This is a genomic window from Novosphingobium sp. Leaf2 (assembly GCF_001421325.1).
Classification (GTDB): domain Bacteria; phylum Pseudomonadota; class Alphaproteobacteria; order Sphingomonadales; family Sphingomonadaceae; genus Novosphingobium.
This window is the reverse complement of sequence record NZ_LMJY01000016.1, coordinates 131,037-149,180: the sequence shown is the minus strand read 5'-3', so window position 1 is coordinate 149,180 and position 18,144 is coordinate 131,037. Positions and strand designations below refer to the sequence as shown.

At 64.4% G+C, this 18,144-nt stretch carries 20 protein-coding genes, 1 tRNA gene and 1 riboswitch; of the genes, 11 read left to right on the top strand and 10 right to left on the bottom strand.

The window, feature by feature from the left end; all coding sequences use genetic code 11:
- Window position 1: 1 nt before the first annotated feature.
- The 3 genes from trmD to ASE49_RS10075 all read left to right on the top strand — a co-directional run bounded on the left by trmD (window position 2) and on the right by ASE49_RS10075 (window position 1,710).
- Window positions 2-748, top strand: coding sequence for a tRNA (guanosine(37)-N1)-methyltransferase TrmD (gene trmD, locus ASE49_RS10085; protein ID WP_056771414.1), 747 nt, complete (start codon window positions 2-4; stop codon window positions 746-748).
- Window positions 745-1,113: a 50S ribosomal protein L19 gene (rplS, locus tag ASE49_RS10080; RefSeq protein ID WP_056771410.1), complete on the top strand. Its 369-nt coding sequence runs from the start codon at window positions 745-747 to the stop codon at window positions 1,111-1,113. The genes trmD and rplS overlap by 4 nt, the downstream gene beginning before the upstream one ends.
- A 324-nt stretch (window positions 1,114-1,437) precedes the next feature.
- Complete coding sequence (locus ASE49_RS10075; protein WP_056771407.1) at window positions 1,438-1,710, top strand: HU family DNA-binding protein; 273 nt, start codon at window positions 1,438-1,440, stop codon at window positions 1,708-1,710.
- A 72-nt stretch (window positions 1,711-1,782) separates the two neighbouring features.
- On the opposite strand, the gene ASE49_RS10070 is transcribed toward ASE49_RS10075, so the two are convergent.
- Window positions 1,783-2,628: a TrmH family RNA methyltransferase gene (locus ASE49_RS10070; protein ID WP_056771404.1), complete on the bottom strand. Its 846-nt coding sequence runs from the start codon at window positions 2,626-2,628 to the stop codon at window positions 1,783-1,785.
- A 188-nt stretch (window positions 2,629-2,816) separates the two neighbouring features.
- Here ASE49_RS10070 and ASE49_RS10065 point away from each other — a divergent pair.
- Window positions 2,817-2,902: transfer RNA gene (locus ASE49_RS10065), tRNA-Tyr, on the top strand.
- Window positions 2,903-3,293: 391 nt separating this feature from the next.
- On the opposite strand, the gene ASE49_RS10060 is transcribed toward ASE49_RS10065, so the two are convergent.
- The 3 genes from ASE49_RS10060 to ASE49_RS10050 form a co-directional block, all read right to left on the bottom strand.
- Window positions 3,294-3,539 carry a hypothetical protein gene (locus ASE49_RS10060; protein ID WP_056771401.1) on the bottom strand — a complete coding sequence of 82 codons (246 nt, stop codon included), beginning with the start codon at window positions 3,537-3,539 and terminating at the stop codon, window positions 3,294-3,296.
- Window positions 3,540-3,580: 41 nt separating this feature from the next.
- Window positions 3,581-3,943: an IS5 family transposase gene (locus ASE49_RS10055; RefSeq protein ID WP_056771398.1), complete on the bottom strand. Its 363-nt coding sequence runs from the start codon at window positions 3,941-3,943 to the stop codon at window positions 3,581-3,583.
- Window positions 3,944-4,044: 101 nt separating this feature from the next.
- Entirely contained in the window at window positions 4,045-5,214 is a 1,170-nt protein-coding gene (locus ASE49_RS10050) for a cell wall hydrolase (protein WP_235522930.1), read from the bottom strand.
- A 188-nt stretch (window positions 5,215-5,402) separates the two neighbouring features.
- Window positions 5,403-5,610, top strand: a riboswitch (cobalamin riboswitch).
- A gap of 107 nt (window positions 5,611-5,717) precedes the next feature.
- On the opposite strand from ASE49_RS10050, the gene ASE49_RS10045 reads away from it, so the two are divergent.
- The 4 genes from ASE49_RS10045 (at window position 5,718) to ASE49_RS10030 (ending at window position 10,163) form a co-directional block, all read left to right on the top strand.
- Window positions 5,718-7,556, top strand: coding sequence for a TonB-dependent receptor plug domain-containing protein (locus tag ASE49_RS10045; RefSeq protein WP_056771395.1), 1,839 nt, complete (start codon window positions 5,718-5,720; stop codon window positions 7,554-7,556).
- An 80-nt stretch (window positions 7,557-7,636) separates the two neighbouring features.
- On the top strand, window positions 7,637-8,455 hold the full coding sequence (locus ASE49_RS10040; protein ID WP_056772303.1) for an ABC transporter substrate-binding protein: 819 nt from the start codon (window positions 7,637-7,639) through the stop codon (window positions 8,453-8,455).
- Entirely contained in the window at window positions 8,452-9,420 is a 969-nt protein-coding gene (locus ASE49_RS10035) for a FecCD family ABC transporter permease (RefSeq protein WP_056771392.1), read from the top strand. The genes ASE49_RS10040 and ASE49_RS10035 overlap by 4 nt, the downstream gene beginning before the upstream one ends.
- Complete coding sequence (locus ASE49_RS10030) at window positions 9,417-10,163, top strand: ABC transporter ATP-binding protein (RefSeq protein WP_056771389.1); 747 nt, start codon at window positions 9,417-9,419, stop codon at window positions 10,161-10,163. Before ASE49_RS10035 ends, ASE49_RS10030 begins: the two co-directional genes overlap by 4 nt.
- A 31-nt stretch (window positions 10,164-10,194) precedes the next feature.
- Here the strand turns inward: ASE49_RS10030 and ASE49_RS18545 are convergent, their stop codons facing one another.
- From ASE49_RS18545 to ASE49_RS10015, 4 genes are all read right to left on the bottom strand, one after another.
- Window positions 10,195-10,353 carry a hypothetical protein gene (locus ASE49_RS18545; protein ID WP_200922011.1) on the bottom strand — a complete coding sequence of 53 codons (159 nt, stop codon included), beginning with the start codon at window positions 10,351-10,353 and terminating at the stop codon, window positions 10,195-10,197.
- 48 nt (window positions 10,354-10,401) lie between these two features.
- Window positions 10,402-10,974 carry a septal ring lytic transglycosylase RlpA family protein gene (locus tag ASE49_RS10025; protein ID WP_056771386.1) on the bottom strand — a complete coding sequence of 191 codons (573 nt, stop codon included), beginning with the start codon at window positions 10,972-10,974 and terminating at the stop codon, window positions 10,402-10,404.
- An 82-nt stretch (window positions 10,975-11,056) separates the two neighbouring features.
- Window positions 11,057-11,404, bottom strand: a complete 348-nt coding sequence (locus ASE49_RS10020; RefSeq protein WP_082456428.1) for a hypothetical protein — start codon at window positions 11,402-11,404, stop codon at window positions 11,057-11,059.
- A gap of 107 nt (window positions 11,405-11,511) precedes the next feature.
- The gene (locus ASE49_RS10015) at window positions 11,512-11,994 is read right to left on the bottom strand and encodes a hypothetical protein (protein WP_156370255.1); all 483 of its coding nucleotides are present in this window, start codon (window positions 11,992-11,994) and stop codon (window positions 11,512-11,514) included.
- A 142-nt stretch (window positions 11,995-12,136) separates the two neighbouring features.
- Between ASE49_RS10015 and ASE49_RS10010 the strand changes: the two genes are divergently transcribed.
- The 3 genes from ASE49_RS10010 to uvrA all read left to right on the top strand — a co-directional run bounded on the left by ASE49_RS10010 (window position 12,137) and on the right by uvrA (window position 16,020).
- Entirely contained in the window at window positions 12,137-12,394 is a 258-nt protein-coding gene (locus tag ASE49_RS10010) for a hypothetical protein (RefSeq protein ID WP_235522929.1), read from the top strand.
- Window positions 12,394-12,990, top strand: a complete 597-nt coding sequence (locus ASE49_RS10005) for a phosphatase PAP2 family protein (RefSeq protein ID WP_056771374.1) — start codon at window positions 12,394-12,396, stop codon at window positions 12,988-12,990. Before ASE49_RS10010 ends, ASE49_RS10005 begins: the two co-directional genes overlap by 1 nt.
- Before the next feature lie 126 nt (window positions 12,991-13,116).
- Entirely contained in the window at window positions 13,117-16,020 is a 2,904-nt protein-coding gene (uvrA, locus tag ASE49_RS10000; protein WP_056771371.1) for an excinuclease ABC subunit UvrA, read from the top strand.
- Between the two features lie 226 nt (window positions 16,021-16,246).
- On the opposite strand, the gene ASE49_RS17760 is transcribed toward uvrA, so the two are convergent.
- Both ASE49_RS17760 and ASE49_RS09990 read right to left on the bottom strand, forming a co-directional pair.
- Window positions 16,247-16,573 carry a septal ring lytic transglycosylase RlpA family protein gene (locus ASE49_RS17760; RefSeq protein ID WP_235522928.1) on the bottom strand — a complete coding sequence of 109 codons (327 nt, stop codon included), beginning with the start codon at window positions 16,571-16,573 and terminating at the stop codon, window positions 16,247-16,249.
- Between the two features lie 281 nt (window positions 16,574-16,854).
- Window positions 16,855-18,075, bottom strand: a complete 1,221-nt coding sequence (locus ASE49_RS09990; protein ID WP_056771367.1) for an argininosuccinate synthase — start codon at window positions 18,073-18,075, stop codon at window positions 16,855-16,857.
- Window positions 18,076-18,144 lie beyond the last annotated feature (69 nt).

Below are 18,144 nucleotides of genomic sequence, written 5' to 3'. Positions count from 1 at the left end.
CATGACCTTCGCCGCCACCGTGCTCACCCTTTACCCCGAAATGTTTCCCGGTCCCTTGGGCGTGAGCCTGGCGGGCAGGGCGCTGGCAGAGGGTAAGTGGGCGATCGATCCCGTCCACATCCGCGACTTTGCGACTGACAAGCACCGCACGGTGGACGACACGCCTGCGGGCGGCGGTGCCGGCATGGTGCTCAAGGTCGATGTGCTGGCTGCGGCCATCGACCATGCCCGTGCCCGCAATCCCGGCGCGCCGGTGCTGGCGATGACGCCGCGCGGCAAGCCGATCTCGCAGGCGCGCATCCGCGAGCTGGCTGGCGGGCCGGGCGTCATCGTGCTGTGCGGGCGGTTCGAAGGGTTTGACGAGCGTATTTTCGCCGGTCGCGATGTCGAGGAAGTGGCGGTGGCCGACATCGTCCTTTCCGGCGGCGAATGCGCGGCGCTGATGGTGCTGGATGCTTGCATTCGCCTGCTTCCCGGCGTAATGGGCGCCCCTTCCAGCGGGACCGAGGAGTCGTTCGAGGACGGCCTTCTCGAATACCCGCACTACACCCGTCCCACCCAGTGGGAAGGGCGCGCGATCCCTGAAGTGCTGCGATCGGGGGATCACGCGAAGATCGCCGCCTGGCGGAAATACCGGGCGGACGACGATACACGGTCACGCAGGCCGGACCTCTGGGAGCGTCACAGGGACGCTCGGGTTCGACCTGCCTCTGATGCGCGGCGACAAAACGAGGACTTGGGTTCATGAACCTGATTCAGCAGATCGAGGCCGAGGAAATTGCCAAGGCCGCCAAGGAAATTCCGGCATTCCGTCCGGGCGACACCGTCCGCGTCGGCGTGAAGGTTGTCGAAGGTACCCGCACCCGCGTCCAGAACTACGAAGGTGTGTGCATCGCACGCTCCAATCGTGGCATGGGTTCCAACTTCACCGTGCGCAAGATGAGCTTCGGTGAAGGCGTGGAGCGCGTATTCCCGCTGTATTCGCCCAACATCGATTCCATCGCAGTGGTTCGCCACGGCGTGGTGCGTCGTGCGAAGCTGTATTACCTGCGTGGTCGTACCGGCAAGCGCGCGCGCATCGCCGAACGCCGCGTCAACGACACCAACGCCTAAGCGCTAAGGTGGCGTCCCTGCCACGGCGGGGAACGGCAATAGAAAGGCGGCTCGGTTTCGGGCCGCCTTTTTTCGTGTGTGCACGCCGTCTGTCCCTGTCAGGCCGCTAACCAGTTCAGGAGCTAACCGCAACACGTGCTACCCTGATAGTGCGTCGCACAATTGTCATGGTCGCTCCACACATCGCAAAAACGCGGTTAATCGCGGATTTGCAGGCACATTGGCTCTTGCCACTGGGGTGAAAAGCCGCTCAATTCCTGCGCTCTTTGCAGGCGAATCCGGTTTGGCTCGTTCGTCTGCCGAAAAATTCAGGGGGTTCCTTACATGAACAAGAACGATCTCATCAGCGCGGTCGCCGATACAAGTGGATTGACCCGGGGCGATGCCACCAAGGCGGTGGAGGCAGTGTTCGATGCGATCTCAGGCACGCTGAAGAAGGGCGACGAAGTGCGCCTCGTCGGTTTCGGCACGTTCTCCGTGGCGAAGCGCAAGGCATCGACCGGTCGCAACCCCCGCACTGGCGAGCCCATGGAAATCAAGGCGTCCTCGCAGCCCAAGTTCAAGGCCGGCAAGGGCCTGAAAGACGCGGTCAACTAAGATCGCGGCTGTACAAGGTACTATGTCCAAACCCCGCCGGTCTCAAAGGACCGGCGGGGTTTCATGCCACCATCAGTCCGCTGCCATGTCGCGCGTCGCGGCGGCGTACAAAGCGATCGCGGCGGCGTTGCTGACGTTGAGGCTTTCCATCGCGGCCTCGATCGGCAGCTTCGCCACGGCGTCGCAATGCTGGGCAATATTGTGGCGCATGCCGTCGCCTTCTGCGCCCAGCACAAGCGCCACGGGTCCCGCGGGCAGGGCATCGGCCAGCGTGCCCTCCGCCGCGCCGTCCAGCCCGATCCGCCAGTAGCCCGCTTCGGCGATCTCCTCCAGCGCACGCGCCAGGTTCACCACCCGCACCCACGGCAGCACTTCCAGCGCGCCTGACGCAGACTTTGCCAAGGTGCCGGACTCCACCGGCGCATGCCGATCCTGCGTCACGATCGCGCACGCCCCGAACGCCGCTGCCGAGCGCATGATAGCGCCCACGTTGTGCGGGTCGGTCACCTGATCGAGCACGATGACCGGCCTGGCCGGGTCGCCATCCAGCACGTCGGCCAGGAACACGTCTTCCAGCGGCGCGCATTCCAGCACCAGCCCCTGGTGCGGCGCGTCCTTCGCCACCAGCCGGCCAAGGTCCGCCGGCTGCGCCCACTCCACCGGAAAATCCGCCGGCAGCTCGCCATCGAGCGATTCGACGCCCTCACGCGTCGCCCACAGCTTGCGATGGCTGCGATCGGGGTTCTTGAGCGCGGCCTCCACCGCGTGGCGGCCCCACAGGCGCACCGCCCCGGTGCTGGCGCGCCCACTGCCACGCCCGTTCTTCATCCGGCCCGCACGCCCGCGCAGGGCCTTTGTCGGGCGCCCACCACTATCGGTGCCATCGCCAGCGTCACGTGCTCCGCCACGCTTGTTCATCCATCGTCCTTTCGCAAACTGCGTCTTATTCCGAAAATTCTGGCCCCCTGTGGCAGCGAGGGCATTGACAGGCAAGGCCCGCTTCGGCAAAGGCCCGGCTCCTCGGCAACGGGGCGCCTTCGGGAGCCTCGACCAACGCCGGACTTTCCCGCTTTTTGCGTGACTTTCCGGCAGCCAGCAACTGGTGTGGACAGGTGGCCGAGTGGTTAAAGGCAGCAGACTGTAAATCTGCCCGTGCAAGCGTACGCTGGTTCGAATCCAGCCCTGTCCACCACCACCCCTTTCGCTAGCATCCGTGAGAGATCATAGAGGTCCGGAAAACTTCCGTCCGCCGGGGCAGGGTACATATCGTGCCGCTGTCTGATGCGGCTCTGGCGGTGCTGGCAAAGGCAACGTTGCGGCTGGGGGCGGCATGTCTTTCCCGGCACCAATGGCGGGGCGACGTTCGACATGACGCTGCTGAAAGCGCTGCGCGACATGAGCGAGCCATACCACGTCCACGGCTTCCGGTCCGCATTTACCGATTGGGCAGCGAACGAGGACATCGCCGATGCAGTCGTGGAAGCCGCGTTCGCGCACAGTATACCGGACGCGCTGCAGGCGGCCTATCATACATCCTCCGTTTCCGAAGGGAGCCTGAATCACGACAATGCCGACAGCTCAACTCAATTTATGAGTTCGCGCCCTAGATTGCGTTGGCGATAGATTGCCGGATCGATGGAGCGTTTGATGATGCGACGCGAGCAACTCGGGATGCTGGCGAGCGCGCCCGAGCCGGTAATCAGTTCGAGTACGGCATTGGAGTCGTAGCCCCGGTCGGCGACGACCGCAGTCGGGATCGGCAACCCGGCGAGCAGTTGCGGGACCGCGCCCATCTCGGATGACTGACCGGGCGAGAGCAGCAGGCGCACCGGCAGCCCATCCTGATCGACGACCGCGTGGATCTTGGTGCTCAGTCCGCCACGAGAAGGGCCAATGGCGTGATCCGGCCCCCCTTTTTACCCCCGGCCGCGTGCTGGTGCGCGCGAATGATCGAGCTGTCGATCAATTGCATCCACTGAGGTGACCGAGCCGCCAACGTCTCGAACACGCCCAGCCAGATACCTGCCTTCGCCCAGCGGTTGAAGCGATTGTAGAGCGTCGTGTACGGACCGTATCGCTCCGGCAGGTCACGCCACGGCGACCCTGTTCGCAGCACATAAAAGATACCGTTGATCACCCGCCGGTCATCGACCCGCGCAACCCCGCGTGGCTTGTTCGGCAACAGCGGCGCGATCAGACGCCACTCCTCTTCGCTCAAATCGTATCGCGCCATCCCAAGGCTCCCTTCGGAAACCTTGAATCAACCTCACGCTCAATCCGCAAGCTTAATGAATACAGAACCTAGGATAATTTCCCTTGCGCCAAAGTGCCCGGCTATTGCGACGGGGGGGCGATCCAGCGACCGGAGTTGGCGTACTCCGCCTTGACGCCTTGCGTTCCTGGCAGATTTTGCGCGGTATACAGCGCATCGCCGCCACGCTGTTGAACGTCGCGCGCATAGACCGGCGCAGGGGCCGACGTCGCCGCTGCCGACGTGACGGGTACAGGAGCATTGGCCGTGGCCGGGGCGGCGTTGGCAAAAGCGCGCTGGATCGCCAGCGGATCGGCTACGGCAGCCGCTGCGGCGGCATCGCGGGTATCGTCGCGCGGGTGCGGTGCGGCCATCGGCTCCCCGCCCAGATAGGCGAAGCGGAAAGTCGCCGGATTGCCGGCAGCACCACGGAACGCATAGAACCGGTGCGCGCCGATCGTGCCCAGATACTGCAGGCTGGGCGCCCAATAGGGATTGACCTGCACCGTATGGTAGTGGGTGGCGAGGCCCACCGGCGTGTAGACATATCCGCTAAGCGCCTGGCGGGCGACATTTTCGGCACGCTCCCAGAACATGCGGTTGGGGCGGCGCGCCAGTGCGCCATCGCATGCGAACGAGAACTGGCAACCGGTCGGCTTTTCCGATCCCTGATACACAACACCGCACACGGATTTGGGGTAGGCGGGATGCGCCACGCGGTTGAGCACCACCTGCGCCACCGCGCGCTGGCCTGCGTCAGGCTCGCTGGCCGCTTCGTAGTAGATCGCCGCAGTCATGCACTGCAGGGCGCGGGTGCGATCGACGCCGGAATTGTCGACGATCATCGGGCGGGCCATCGGCAGCGGGCCGGACACCTTGTCGTCCGCGTCGGAATGGATGCCCTCACCGATCTGCAAGGGCACGCTGGCGGCGTCGAGATAATAGAACGCCGAACCCGGAAAGCTGGCGCCGGCCTGCTCGAACGGCATGGGCAGGGTAGCGTTACCTGCGTTGCCCGCATCGGCTATGGCGAAACTGCCCCAGGTTTCAGGCGCGGCCAAGGCGGGCAGGGCCACGGCAGCGAGCGCAGCCACGCCCACGCTCCAGCGTCGGCGTAGCACGATGGGCCGGCGTCCTGCGCCATGTGCGCGGCGCGCGAAGCGGCCCGTAAAATCACGCGGGCGTACAAATGCCCAGTCCCCATCGTCCGACGTAGCCGGGCTGGTGGCAGAAGGGGCAATAGGCAGGAGCACGCGTTTCCTTTTCGTGGATAGTCTTGTCAGCGCAGTGGGGCGGCACGCCCTTAGCCCGGTATGCCCTATGGCGCACCGTGCCATTGCGCGCCGTCCCGTTGCGGTACACAGCCTTTGCGATACGCTTAAAGTGCTTAAGACTTCGTCGCCGCACCACGCCGCTTGCCAATCAGCGAGGCGGGCTTTATCGGCGCGGGCACGTCATGGGTTGTCCGGTTCGCCGGACCTAAGAGGGAAGTCGGCTGCAATTGCCGGCGCTGCCCCCGCAACTGTGACCGGGGAGGCCCTTTCCACCAAGCCACTGGCTGCGTCTTTTTGCAAAAGGCAGGCCGGGAAGGCGGAAAAACAGGCCGTTGATCCGGGAGCCAGGAGACCTGCCCAGGACGGTCGTTCCGCAGCCGGACGGGGTGTTTCCGGATGCAGCGGCCCTGTGCGCCATGAGGGGTGCGCAGTGCTTCCGCCATGAACGGCGTCACGTCGTTCAAGGTTCGGAAGGAATACGCATGAAGTCTTTGTTTTTGCTGGGCACCGCGCTGGCGGTGAGCACGCCTGCGTTCGGCCAGGATGCCGCAACCGATGCAGCGCCGGTCGATCCGTCGATCGTCGTCACCGCCAATCGTGAGCCCACCCCGATCACCCAGGTCGGCCAGTCCATCAGCGTGATCACCCGCGACCAGATCGACCGCGTGCAGGCCGTCAGCGCGGTCGACGTGCTCGCACGGGTGCCGGGCGTTTCGGTGGCGCAGGCTGGCGGCTTCGGCCAGCCTGCCAGCGTGTTCATCCGCGGTGCCGACAATGCGCAAAGCCTGGTCCTGATCGACGGTGTGCGCATCAACGATCCGGGCGACGTGGGCGGCGGTTTCGATTTCGGCAATCTCACTATCGGCCAGTTCGACCGGGTGGAAGTGCTGCGCGGTTCGTCCGGCGTGCTGTGGGGCAGCCGGGCGATCGGCGGCGTCATCAACTTCATCACCGCCCGGCCGACCGAGCAGTGGACCGCGCGGGCGCAGGCTGAATATGGCTGGCGCGACCAGAAGCAGGTCAGCGCATCTGCGGCCGGCCTGGTGGGCCCGGTTGGTCTCACACTCGGCGGAAACTGGTTGAAAGGCGATGGCTTTTCCGCTTTCGACGAGAATCTGGGCGGCAAGGAGCGCGACGGCTATGAAAGCAAGAGCGCCAACGCCCGCGCCTCCGTGGATCTGGCGCAGGGCCTGTCTGCCGACATCGGCGGGTTCTACACCAAGGCCAACTACGACTATGACAACACCGGCGCCGATGCGCTGAACGTGGGCATGAAGCGCGACGCACAAGGCTATGCCAACGTGCGCTACACCGGGCTGGACGGCCGCTTGAACGCGCGTGTGGGTTATGGGCTGACCGACAACCGCCGCATTTCCGACGATGCGGTGTTCGGCCCGTACATCACCAACGGGCGAACCCAGCGTTTCGAAGGCCAGGCCAGCTTCACTCCGATTGAGGCCGCCAGCCTGCTGATCGGTGCGGAAACCGAGAAGCAGAAGTTCAACGACAACTTCGGCTCGCGCGATTCCACCAATATCGACAGTGTGTTCGGCAACCTGACCGTGCGCCCGCTCACCGGCCTGACGCTAAACGGCGGCGTGCGGTACGATGACAACTCCGACTTCGGCCACAAGACCACGTTCGCGGCGAACGGCGCGTGGGTGATCGGCCAAGGCGTTGATGCACCGGTGCTGCGCGCCAGCTACGGCGAAGGGTTCAAGGCGCCGTCGCTGTATCAGCTGTACACCAACGCTGGCTTCCGCGCGCTTGATCCGGAAACGTCCACCAGCTGGGATGCCGGGGTGGACCAGCCCTTCGCGCAAGGCATGGGCCACTTCACGGTCACCTATTTCGACCGCAAGACGAAAAACCTGATCGATTATGACCTTACGCAGTTCAACTACTATAACGTAGGCAGGGCGCGGGCCAAGGGTCTGGAAATCGGCATGCAGGTGGTGAATTGGGAAGGCTTCGACGTAAACCTTGCGTACACCTATCTCGATGCCAAGAACGAGGATACCGGCAAGCAACTGGCGCGCCGGCCCAAGAGCAACATGTACGCCAGCATCGACAAGGCGTGGGCTGTCGGCCTGAAGCTGGGCGCGGATCTGCGCGTTGGCGGCGGTCGCTACGACGATGCGGCAAACACCCAGTATGTCGACGGCAACCTCGTTGTCGGCGCCCGCGCGGCATTCGCCGTAACGCCCAAGATCGAAGTGTACGGTCGGGTCGATAACGTGTTCGACGAGCACTACGAGGTCGTGCGCCTTTATGGCACGCCGGGCCGTTCCGCCTACGCCGGCGTTCGCGTAAAACTGTGACGATACGGGCGGCTCCCTCGTCTTGCAGGCGGCGGAGCCGCCGGGTCGGCGCATGGGCATGCGTCGCCTTGCTGCTGGGCATGCCAGGCTGCCAGCGCCAGCCTGCGGCCGTGCCGGAGCCGGCGGGCGCGCCGCGCATCGTGTCGCTCAACCCGTGCACCGATGCCGTGCTGGCGCAAGTGACCGCACCGGGCCAGTTGCTGGCGATATCGCATTACAGCCACGATCCGTCCTCGAGCTCGATGGACGCCGATGTGGCGGCGCGGTTCGGTGACGTGTCGGACGCGGTGGAAGATATCGTGGCGTTGAGGCCGGACGTTGTTGTCGCCAGCAGCTTTCTGCCCCCGACCACCGCGCAGGCGCTGCGAGACCTGGGAATGCGGGTGGTGTTGGAACCGATCCCTGCCAACTTGGCGGCGGCGCGGGAGCAGGTCCGTCGGCTGGCGGTGCTGGCGAAGAATCGGTCTGCCGGCGAGGCCCTGGTTGGCCGTATCGATGCCGCGCTGGCCCGCGCCGCACCGCCGCCCGGCAGCGCGCCGATTCCAGCCGTTGTGTGGGAATCGGGCGGCATCGTGGCGGGTCGCGATACGCTTATCGCGGAGTTGATGCGCCGGGCGGGCTTCGCCAACGCTGCGGCTGCACGCGGGCTATCGCAGGCACAGTATCTGCCGCTGGAGCAGGTCCTGGCCGATCCGCCCCGCGTGATTCTGACCGTGGGCTCGCCTGCAGCGGAGGAAGACCGCATGCTGCGCCATCCCGCACTGGCGCGCGTAAAGGGCATGCACCATGCCGCGCTTGACCGTTCGCTGATCTGGTGCGGCGGCCCCACCATTCCGCGCGCGCTGGACCGCTTGGCGCAAGTGCGGCGCGCGCTGGCGCTTTTGGGAAGCGGCGCATGACCCATCGCCGCCTCGTGATCCTGCTTGTCGCTGCGCTGGCGCTGGCGGTGCCGCTGTCGTTGCTGGCTGGCCGTGTCTGGATCGATCCGCTGGCACCCGATACCCGCAATGCGGCGGTGATCCTGCTGCAACTGCGGCTGCCGCGGGCGGTGCTGGCCTTGGTGGTCGGCGCGGCGCTGGGCATGGCGGGGGCGGCGATGCAAGGATACTTGCGCAATCCGCTGGCCGATGCCGGCCTGTTCGGCGTCGCGCCCGGCGCTGCATTGGGCGCGGTGCTGAGTTTCTGGACCGGCTATGCAGCCTCGCTCTGGCTGTTGCCGGTATTCGCCTTGCTGGGCGCGGCAGGCGCGATGGCGCTGCTGGCGCTGATCGCCGGGCGCGACGGGGGCATTGCCTTGTTCACGATGGCGGGGCTGATGATCTCAAGCCTGGCCGGCGCGATCACCAGCCTGGCGATCAGCCTGTCACCCACCCCGTTCGCGATGAGCGAGATCGTGACCTGGCTGATGGGTTCGCTGGCCGATCGGTCGTGGCGCGAGGTGGAGATCGCCGCGCCGTTGTCGCTCGCGGGGATGGGCATTCTCTTGCTGGGCGGACGCGGGCTGGATGCGCTGGCGCTGGGGGATGCCGCCGCCCGTTCGCTGGGCCTTGAGCCGCGCAAGCTGCAGGCGGTTATGATCGCCGGCATCGGCCTGACCGTGGGCGCGAGTGTCGCGGTGGCGGGTGTTATCGGCTTCGTCGGGCTCATGGTGCCGCATCTGGTCCGGCCGCTCACTGACCGCAGACCGTCCATGCTGCTGGTGCCCAGCGCCTTGGCGGGGGCGTTGCTGCTTCTGGTGGCTGACATGGGCTGCCGGGTGTTGCCGCTCGCGGGCGGTGAACTGCGCCTTGGCATTGCGCTGAGCCTGCTGGGCGCGCCGTTCTTTCTGGCGCTTCTGCTACGTATGCGCGGGGGGCACATGTGACCGCGACGTTGAGCACTGTGGACCTCGCGCTTGCCCGGCGGCTGGTCGACCTGACGGTATCCGTCCATGCCGGAGAGGTCACCGCGATCTGCGGACCGAACGGGGCTGGCAAGTCCACCTTGCTGTCATGTCTTGCCGGGCTGGTGCAGCCCGATACCGGGGTAGTTGCGATCGGCGGGCGGATGATGCGCCAGATTCCGGCACGTGAACGGGCGCGGTCCATCGGCTATCTCCCGCAGTCTCCACACGTGGCGTGGGACATGACGGTGGAGGTGCTGGTGGGGCTAGGGCGTCTGCCGTGGGGAGATACGGCAACTGCGGATGGGCGCGCCGCGATAGACGAAGCGATCGGGATCATGGACCTCCATGATTTTCGCTCCCGTCGGGTCATGGGATTGTCAGGTGGCGAGCGAGCGAGGGCGCTCATGGCGCGAGTGCTGGCGACCCGCCCGGCATGGCTGCTGGCGGACGAGCCACTCGCCAACCTTGACCTTACCCATGCCTTGACGTTGATGCGCCGTTTCCGCGCGCAGGCCCGGCTCGGGCGCGGGGTGGTGCTGGTGCTGCATGATCTGGCGACGGCTATGAACTTCGCCGACCGGGTGCTTGTCATGTCCGGCGGTCGTATCGTCGCTGATGGTGAACCGGCCCACGCACTTGACCCGGCGATTATCGCCAAAGTCTGGCATTGCCCCGCGCGCTGGCTGGGGGAGCCGGGTGCGCGGGCTCTATCATTGGGATAACGTGAGTGGGATAACGTTACTGGGGTAACGCTCAGGCCGGAACAAACCGCCCGTGCGACCACACGCGCATCGCGTCTCGATCAGCGTTGGCGCCCCGCAAATATTCGCTGCGTTGACGATCGAAAATCAGCGAACCGGTGGCGCGGGCAAACCGGCTGCGGCGAAACGGAATTTCGGCTCCGATATTCATGGCTGTCTCTCCTTGCCGATCGAACGCGTCGACCGGCAGGCAGGTTCCTCAGCGCGGATCCACACCGCGCACAAACTGCGCTCGCAGACTGGAGAGGGTGGCGGGCGAAACAGGCGGCAACTGGCGCGCCGGCTTGCCCTTGCGCAGCGCCGCACGGTCTTTTTCTATCGCGTCGATTACCCGCACCCGCACCGGCGCTTTGCCCCGCGCTGCCACACCCAGCAACTGCGCCGCGCCTTTTGACAAGTCCAGGATCAACGCTGGATCGCCGTACGGCCCGCGATCGTTGATGCGCACCACGATGCGCCGCCCGGTATCCAGCGCGGTAACCTCCACGTAAGCAGGGAGAGGCAGGGTGGTATGCGCGCCGGTTATCCAGCCAGGGCGGAACCGTTCGCCGTTGGCCACGCGCGTGCCGCTCTCGGTGCCGTACCACGTGGCATAGCCCAGCATGTCGTAGCCTGGCTGCGCGGCGGGCGTATATGTCGTCCCCCGCACTTTGTACGGCGCGCCGATACGCACCGGCACGTCGCTGACCGGTCGATAGCGGCCACCTCCGCCGCACGCGGCCAGCACCGCGCACAAAGTGAGGAGGGATGCCTTGCGGATCAAACGTGCCATTCCCACCACGGTAACGCTGCCTGACGCCGCATGCCAAACGTCGGGATCGGCCTATCCACAAGCGTCTTGGCTGCATGGGTCCTTATCGATCGCAGTGGCCGTAATCGCCGGACTGGCAGGCGGCGACATCCGCGCGCCAATCGCGTATCGCCTGCTCGTATTGCTTACGCTGCCGCGCGTAATCGTTTTGCGCGGCGCGATAGCTAAGCTGGTCCGCCGGATAGGCGTTATCGTCCTGCCGCCGCGTGTCGGCGTAATCGTGCCACCCTTGCGCATATCCGGCGTCGCGGCGTTGCACGGACGCGAGTTGATCCTGGTTTAACTGGCGAATGGCAGCGCGATCCCGCGCAAGCGCGTCGGCGTTCATCCCGCTCGCCAGCGGATCGTCGGCATGCGCTAGAACCGCGCTGAAGGTGGTACAAAGCACCATCGGCGTCATCCATGCACCACGCCATCTACCCATGCAAATACCCCTCGCTCCGATCAGCGCAGTATGCCTGATCGGGCAATGGGTTCAAACGGCTTGCGACAAGCGGATCATCCACCGGACGTTTCAGGGTCCGGCGGGCAGCGAACGGGATCGCCTTTGCGGCAATAGGGATTGGCTTGTTCCCACGCCGCCCGGGCGGCGCGATAGTCGCTCTGTGCGCGCTGGTATTCGCGCAGGGACTGATGATAGGCTGCCCGTTGCTGATGCACTTCGGCGTGGTCTGTGGCCACCGTGGCATCGTAAGCGGCCTGGTTGCGGGCATCTTGAGCAAGCTGGCGCTGCGCCCTTTCAGCCTGACGGGCGTTCAGGATCTCGCGCTTTGCTACCGGGTCGCCAGGTTCCGGCGCGCTTGGCGCTGCAACCTCGTCAGACTGGGCAAAAGAAACAGCCGGGCTCGTCGCGACGAGACCGGCCAGCGAAATTGCAAAGAGGGCAGTAGTGCGCATGACGGTATTCTCCGTATCCGACCCCTGTTGATGGCCACGATAACGTCCGCTCGCAAAAGGGGTTTCCAGCGGTGGCTCACGCAAAAGTATATTCCGGAACACTGACGTAGATCAGGGTTGCGCAGATCAATGCGGGCGTTCGTGCGTTTCCCGCTTCGTCTTAGGAGAATGTACGATGGGCACGATGACATTGCAGGCTACTTTCGCAACGCGCCGCGACGCAGACATGGCGATCGAACATCTGGTGCAGGAGCACGGTATTGAGCGTACCGATATCTTCGTGGCTGCCGAAGGCGCTAGCAATACTGCCGGCGATCATGCGGCAGGCGGGGATACCCAGGCCGGAGAACCGACTCCGGAAAGTCGTGGCGATGCTGCGCTTTACGGTCGTATCGCCGTGTCGGTAGATATGGCGGACGATGCGAAGGCCAGGGCAGTGCGCGCCACCTTTGCTGATTTTGCCGGGCAAGTGGATCAAAGTTGATGACCGAATGCCGAGGCGCCCCGCAGCGGAAAAGCAACGCGACTGAAGCGGTGGAACGTACCGACATGACTGTGGCGCGGGCAACGGGCACGCAGCGCAAGACCCGCGTGGTGCGGGCAATGGGCGTAGCGAGCGACTTGGCCGATCAGCCCCCTCTGCGCGCCTGGTCGGCGCTTGCGTGCGCGATCGGGCTGCTGCGCGGCGATCGTCGTCTGGTCCGCACTGGGGTGCGCATGCTGGCAAGCCACACGCTCGCGACGCTGGGAAAGTCCTCCATCAAGCACCGCATCGATCGTACGCGCCCCTTCGTGATGCTCGATGGCGGGGATTATCACGCGCGCGAAGGGGATAGCTCCGAGACGCGCGAGAACAGCTTTCCCTCTGGCCATACCGCCGGCGCAATGGCTGTCGCCGGGGCGGTGGCCTGCGAATACCCACAACATGCGATGACGGCATACAGCATTGCCGCTGCGGCGGGCGCCATCCAGATCCCGCGTGGCAAGCATTACCTCAGCGACGTATTGGTTGGCGCCGTCATCGGACTGGCGGCGGATGTTGCGGTGCGGCTGGTGTTTCCGGCGGCGCGCGACCACTGAAAGCCCCCAGCTGGGCAATTGCGGCAACACCGCCTTGCGCCTATGCAGCCGATACCTACCTTTTGCGGCGAACCGTGGCGCATTGTCGATTGCGCATCAAGAACAAATCTGGAACACACCGCCCCCATGAGTCTCTCTCACATCACCGTGCGCGGAGCGCGCGAGCATAACCTCAAGGGGTTCGACATTCAGCTTCCGCGTGAGAAGCTGATTGTCATCACCGGGCTTTCGGGTTCAGGCAAGTCCAGCCTCGCGTTCGACACGATCTATGCCGAGGGGCAGCGCCGCTACGTGGAAAGCCTTTCCGCTTATGCGCGCCAGTTCCTGGAAATGATGCAGAAGCCCGACGTTGAGCATATTGACGGCCTGTCTCCCGCCATCTCGATCGAACAGAAGACCACCAGCCGCAACCCGCGCTCCACCGTCGCCACGGTTACCGAGATCTGGGACTACATGCGCTTGCTCTGGGCGCGCGTGGGCGTGCCCTATTCGCCTGCCACCGGGCTGCCGATCGAAGCGCAGACGGTTTCCAACATGGTGGACCGGGTGATGGCGCTACCCGAAGGCACGCGGCTGTATCTGCTGGCCCCCGTCGTGCGCGGCCGCAAGGGTGAGTACCGCAAGGAACTGGCCGAGTGGCAGAAGGCGGGCTATACCCGCGTGCGGATCGACGGCGAATTCTACCCGATCGAAGATGCCCCCGCGCTCGACAAGAAGTTCAAGCACGACATCGAGGTCGTGGTGGATCGCATCGCGGTGAAGGATGGCATCCAGACTCGCTTGGCTGATAGTTTCGAACAGGCGCTCAAGCTGGCCGAGGGGCTGGCCTATGTCGATCTCGCCGACGGCGTGGTGCCGGGGCGGGAAGATGAGGGCCAGGGCAAGAACCTGAAAGGCGCGGGGCTGGCCGCCAACCGCATCGTCTTTTCGGAAAAGTTCGCCTGCCCCGTCAGCGGTTTTACGATCGAGGAGATCGAGCCGCGCCTGTTCTCGTTCAACGCCCCGCAAGGCGCATGCCCGGCGTGCGATGGGCTTGGCGAAAAGCTGCTGTTCGATCCGCAACTGGTGGTCCCGAACGAGCATCTGACGCTCAAGCAGGGCGCCATTGTGCCTTGGGCCAAGTCTAACCCCCCAAGTCCCTATTACATGCAGGTGCTTTCCAGCCTTGCCAAGCACTACGGCTTTGACCTGACGACGCCGTGGGAAGCGCTGCCGGGCGAGGTGAAACTGGTGATCCTGTATGGCACCGGCGGCAAAGCGGTGCCGCTCACCTTCAAAGACGGGCGCAAGGAATACACGGTAAACAAGGCGTTCGAGGGGGTGATCGGCAATCTTAACCGTCGCCTGCTCCAGACCGACAGCGCCTGGATGCGCGAAGAACTGGCCAAGTTTCAGAACCCGCAGCCGTGCGAGACGTGCCACGGCAAGCGCCTCAAGCCTGAGGCCTTGTCGGTCAAGATCGCCGGATCCGACATTGCCGATGCGGCACGCTTATCGGTGTCGGACGGCTACGCGTGGTTCGGCGAACTGGAAGCGAAGCTGACGGCGCAGCAGCAGCAGATCGCCAAGGCGATCCTGAAGGAAATCAACGAGCGGCTGGGCTTCCTCAACAACGTGGGGCTCGATTACCTGAACCTTGACCGCACCAGCGGCACCCTGTCTGGCGGCGAAAGCCAGCGGATCCGGCTGGCCAGCCAGATCGGCTCGGGCCTGTCGGGCGTGCTGTACGTGCTGGACGAGCCCAGCATTGGCCTGCACCAGCGGGACAACGACATGCTGCTCGCAACGCTCAAGCGCCTGCGCGATTTGGGCAACACCGTGATCGTGGTGGAGCATGACGAAGATGCGATCCGCACCGCCGATCACATCGTCGATCTTGGCCCCGGTGCGGGCGTACATGGCGGTCAGATCGTCGCGGAGGGCACCTTGAAGCAGGTGCTCAAGAGCAAGGACAGCTTGACCGCTGCGTACCTCAACGGGACGCGGCGGATCGAGGTGCCCGCCAAGCGGCGCAAGGGCAACGGCAGCTTCGTGACAGTGGTGAACGCGCGTGCCAACAACCTGACCGGAGTTACCGCCAAGTTCCCGCTGGGTACGTTCTGCTGCGTCACCGGGGTGTCCGGCTCGGGGAAGTCTTCGCTCACTATCGACACGTTGCAGGCCGGCGCCAGTCGTCAGCTAAACGGGGCGCGGGTGATCGCGGGCGCGCATGACAAGATCACGGGTCTGGAAAAGTGCGACAAAGTCATCGAGATCGACCAGTCGCCGATCGGCCGCACGCCGCGCTCGAACCCGGCCACCTATACTGGCGCGTTCACGCAGATCCGTGACTGGTTCGCCGGCCTGCCGGAAAGCCAGGCACGCGGCTACAAGGCGGGGCGCTTCAGCTTCAACGTCAAGGGCGGTCGCTGCGAGGCGTGCCAGGGCGATGGCCTGATCAAGATCGAGATGCACTTCCTGCCGGACGTCTACGTTACGTGCGAGGAATGTCACGGCAAGCGTTACAACCGCGAAACGCTGGAGGTGAAGTTCAAGGGCCACTCTATCGCCGACGTGCTGGACATGACGATTGAGGATGCCGAGGAGTTCTTCAAGGCTGTGCCGCCTATCCGCGATCGCATGCACATGCTGAACGAGGTGGGGCTGGGCTACGTCAAGGTCGGGCAGCAGGCAACAACACTGTCCGGCGGCGAAGCGCAGCGCGTGAAGCTGGCGAAGGAACTTGCCCGCCGCTCCACTGGTCAGACGCTATACATCCTCGACGAGCCGACTACCGGTCTGCACTTCGAAGATGTGCGCAAGCTGCTGGAAGTCCTGCACCGTTTGGTGGATCAAGGCAATTCGGTGATCGTGATCGAGCATAACCTCGACGTCATCAAGACGGCGGACTGGATCATCGACATGGGTCCGGAAGGCGGCGTGCGCGGTGGCGAGATCGTGGCCGTGGGGACGCCCGAGAAAGTGGTGAAGGAACCGCGCAGCTTCACCGGACAATACCTCAAGCCGCTGCTGGGTAGCTGGGCGAAGTAGCCGCGGCGAGGGTGCTGGGGAACGACTGGCTGCAAGGCCCGCACGCGATCACCATGCAATTCGTCGATCGCAGAGAGCAAATCGACCAAACTAACGGTGGTGCTGGAACGCTTTTGCCGGCTCGCTGTTATCTCTAGTGAAGGTCGGCGCAGCGCTTCCCCCACCCCCTCCCATCGCTGCGTCGGCCGACATCTTTTCAGACATCACCAGCAGCGTGGAAACCCGGTCAGTTGTCGAGAACGGCCAGTTCGACCTTGCCGCTGCCAGCGTTGCGGATGCCGATCTGGTCGGCAGCGGCGTCGGACAAGTCCAGCACGCGGTTGGCGTGGAATGGGCCGCGATCGTTGATCGTAACGATAACCGAATTCCCATTGCGCGGGTTCGTCACTTGCAGGCGTGTGCCGAAGGGCAGGGTGCGATGTGCGGCAGTCAGCGCATCAGGTGCGTAACGTTGGCCGCTGGCAGTCCTTGCACCGGTGAACTGGCGACCGTAAAACGTTGCGATGCCCCCAGCGATCGCACGCCCCGAAGGCGTAGCAATCGGCTGTGACACAGTCTTCTCGATAAACTGGGGAACTTCTGCGGAAGCGATAGCGTTGACCGCTACGACAGGAGCAATCGGGGCGTCAGCCTGGGCGGGTCCTGCAACTGGCAGGATTGCGACGGCAGCAAACGCTGCCATCAGGCTGATCGGTCGAATGCTCAAGGTATACCCCGCTACGTCGTTGACGATGGCGGACTCGTACCCGTGGTCACATGCTAAAGCCATAGAACCAAAAGCGGCCCGTCGCGCTACCGCAACGGGCCGACCGACTCTGTTAATATCGCAGCAAGCTATTTTCGGGAATCACGCTGGGCCAGCAAGCGCAGGCGAAGCGCATTGAGCTTGATGAAACCGGCCGCGTCCTTCTGGTCATAGGCACCGGCGTCGTCTTCGAATGTGACGTGCCGTTCCGAATACAGCGAGTCCGGGCTACGCCGCCCGACCACCGAAACCGAACCCTTGTACAGCTTCAGCCGCACGGTGCCATTGACGCGGGTCTGGCTGTGATCAATCGCGGCCTGCAGCATCTCACGCTCCGGCGCGAACCAGAAGCCGTTGTAGATCAGTTCGGCATACTTGGGCATCAACTCGTCCTTGAGGTGCGCCGCCCCCCGGTCCAGCGTGATCTGCTCGATGCCCCGATGCGCCCGTGCGTAGATTTCGCCGCCGGGCGTTTCATACATGCCGCGCGATTTCATACCCACGAAGCGGTTCTCGACAAGATCGAGGCGACCGATGCCATGCTTGCGACCCAGTTCGTTGAGCTGGGTAAGCAGGCTGGCGGGGCTTAATGCCACCCCGTTGAGCGCCACGCCGTCACCTTTTTCGAAATCGACGGTGATGTATTCGGGCTGATCCGGCGCGTCTTCGGGATTTACCGTGCGCGAATAGACGTAGTCCGGCGTCTCATCCCACGGATTTTCAAGCACTTTGCCTTCGGACGAGGTGTGCAGCAGATTGGCGTCGGTCGAAAACGGACTTTCACCGCGCTTGTCCTTGGGTACCGGGATCTGATGCTGTTCGGCCCAGGCGATCAATGCGGTGCGGCTGGTAAGGTCCCACTCACGCCAAGGGGCAATGACCTTGATGCCGGGATCGAGCGCATAAGCGGACAGTTCGAAACGGACCTGGTCGTTGCCCTTGCCGGTTGCGCCGTGGGCGACGGCATCGGCGCCGGTTTCATGCGCGATCTCAATCAGGCGCTTGGAGATGAGCGGGCGGGCGATCGAGGTTCCCAGCAGGTAATCGCCTTCATAGCGGGCGTTGGCGCGCATCATCGGGAACACGAAGTCCCGCACGAATTCCTCGCGCAGATCGTCGATGTAGATGTTTTCGTCCGGCAGGCCCATAAGCTTGGCCTTGGCGCGCGCCGGCTCCAGTTCCTCGCCCTGGCCAAGGTCGGCGGTGAAAGTCACGACCTCGCAGTTATAGTTGACCTGCAGCCACTTGAGAATGACGCTGGTATCGAGACCGCCCGAATAGGCGAGAACGACCTTCTTGATGTCGGACATGGGCACGGACTTTCGCGAAGTGGAGCGTTATACGGAACGGGCGCGCGGCTAGCAGGTGCGCCCCTGCTT